This window comes from Clostridium sp. AF29-8BH, from assembly GCF_003478145.1.
Classification (GTDB): Bacteria; Bacillota; Clostridia; order Lachnospirales; family Lachnospiraceae; genus Otoolea; species Otoolea fessa.
Genome location: NZ_QUEL01000054.1, coordinates 1 through 2,059, shown reverse-complemented (window position 1 = coordinate 2,059; position 2,059 = coordinate 1). Strand labels below are relative to the sequence as shown.

3 protein-coding genes, 1 pseudogene and 1 riboswitch are annotated in these 2,059 nt (G+C 51.2%); all 4 genes and pseudogenes read right to left on the bottom strand.

The window, feature by feature from the left end; all coding sequences use genetic code 11:
* Positions 1-100: pseudogene (locus tag DWZ16_RS16355) on the bottom strand (TIGR00730 family Rossman fold protein); the annotation flags it as partial.
* An 84-nt stretch (positions 101-184) separates the two neighbouring features.
* On the bottom strand, positions 185-412 hold the full coding sequence (locus tag DWZ16_RS17080) for a hypothetical protein (RefSeq protein WP_412694368.1): 228 nt from the start codon (positions 410-412) through the stop codon (positions 185-187).
* The gene (locus DWZ16_RS15200; protein ID WP_412694367.1) at positions 387-1,361 is read right to left on the bottom strand and encodes a cation:proton antiporter; all 975 of its coding nucleotides are present in this window, start codon (positions 1,359-1,361) and stop codon (positions 387-389) included. The genes DWZ16_RS17080 and DWZ16_RS15200 overlap by 26 nt, the downstream gene beginning before the upstream one ends.
* A gap of 54 nt (positions 1,362-1,415) precedes the next feature.
* Positions 1,416-1,494, bottom strand: a riboswitch (Fluoride riboswitch).
* Positions 1,495-1,643: 149 nt separating this feature from the next.
* A partial coding sequence (locus DWZ16_RS15195; protein WP_118523183.1) for a Type 1 glutamine amidotransferase-like domain-containing protein occupies positions 1,644-2,059 on the bottom strand: 416 nt, incomplete at its 5' end.

Here is a 2,059-nt window from a genome sequence, read left to right as displayed (position 1 = left end):
CATTTCCACTGTTTCCAATCCATGCCCCCAATTCCTCAACTGCTTTTCGTAAGCATGGGTCATTTCCTTCGTTTGCCCCAAGATAAACTGTTATATTCATTAAAAATTTTCTCCTACAACTTCCGATTTTCCGCCCTCAGTATACCACGCTTTTCCCCTGCGGAAAAGCTCCTTCCCGGTCGCTTCACCCCTTCTTCAGCAGCTTTTTATAGCTCAGGTTCATGGCAAAGGCACCAAGGGGAGCCGTCAGCACGATAGCCAGCACCGCCACGGTAAGCACCGTATCGCCGCAGGCAAAGCCCAGTGCAGCGGAATGCCGCCAATGGCAGCCTGCACGGTTGCCTTGGGGGTGTACGCCATCATGGCGAAAAGCCGTTCCTTTTTGCTCAGGCTTGTGCCAGAAGGCACACAAAAACACCCAGCATCCGAAATACCAGCGCACCCACGATCAAAAGCAGTGCCTTTGCACCCACCTTGCCCAGATAGCCGATGTTCACCGTTGCGCCCACCAGCACGAACAGGAACACCTCCGCAGCCACCCAGAGCTTTCCGTATTTTACCGAGAGCCTTTTTGCCACCACTTCTCTTTTTTTTTGCAGACCGATGCCGATAAACATAATGGCGATCATGGCCGAGAAGGTGATCGCGGTGGTCAGGGCATCCTCCGCTGCCACCAGCAGGAAGGAGATGCTCAAAATGATCAAAACCTTTGCGGTATCCCGGATATGGACCTTTGCAAAGAAGTACGCCAACAGGGACCCGACCGCCAGACCTACCGCCATGCCCAGCAGAATGGACACCGGGATGTTGACAAAACTGAGCATAGAGGCACTTTCCCCCTGCATCATGCCCACAAAGGTGGAGAACAGCACGATGACGTACACGTCATCCACCGATGCGCCTGCAAGGATCAGTTGCGGGATGCCCTGCTTTACGCCGTAGCCCTCGTCCATAAGCCGGACCATCCTTGGCACCACCACCGCCGGGGAGACCGCCGCCATCACCGCGCCCAGAATTGCCGCCTCTAAAACCGTCAGCCCCATGAGCTTCGGTGCCAGAAAAAGCACCCCCATCAGCTCAAAGGACGCCGGAACAAAGCACATCAGAACGGCAGGCCGCCCCAGCTTTTTCAGCCCGGAAGTATCCAGCCCCAGCCCTGCACGGGTAAGAATGATGATAAGGGCGATCTTCCGCAGCTCCGGGGAGATACCCAGAATGCTGCCGTCCAGCAGGTTCAGGACGTAGGGTCCCAGAACCATGCCGGTTGCCAGCATTCCCAGCAGACTCGGCAGCCTGTACTTCTGACAAAGCCACCCCATAGACATCCCAACGATCAAAATCAGCGAAATACTCAGTAACATAAAAGTTCCTCCTTACTTACAACACGCAAAAAAGCTGACACCTTCTGCGTGGTTTTCGTCGCAGAAGTCATCAGCTTTTAAAGCGGTTCAAGTAATCTGGTTACTTCGGGAGAACTTCATTCCCGTTTATTCTGTTGGCAGTATAGCACACCTGTCTCTCAAAAGCAACTCCGGGCTCCGCAACGCCGCCGGGGTTTACTCTGCCGCATAGTTCCTGCTTCTTTTCCAGCCCTTCAAAGTGATGCCGGGGCTTTCATTGCTTCGCAAACGCGAATTTTCAAATTAGTCTTTGCAAATAACCTTTGAACCTTCACCATCAATTACAATTCCCTGACGGTTGTTAATCGGGCATAGATTCAAATCCGAAAACTCAGTCATTATTTTCTCGGTAACTTTCTTAAATGGTGCTGTAAGATAATGCGGAAGAACATAGAAATCAATCAAATCAAGCCCTGCATCATCTTCTTGTGAGTAGTCCTCTGGCTTTTCATCCATTTGCTCGATATATTGGATGCTTGGAGCGCATATAATTGCGCCTGCCGACTCGCCGATCATCAATTTTCCATTTGCCAATTCCTTTTTCAGTAGCCCATCAGTTCCCGTTTTACGGAGCTGGTCCATAAGAAAGAAAGAATTTCCGCCGGTAAAATATATCACATCTGCTTCTTCAAAAACAGACTGTATCGTTGAATAAGCCT

Excerpts from the sequence above, each read along its gene's own strand:
- DWZ16_RS15200 (WP_412694367.1), bottom strand. The coding sequence starts at position 1,361 with ATGTTACTGAGTATTTCGCTGATTTTGATCGTTGGGATGTCTATGGGG.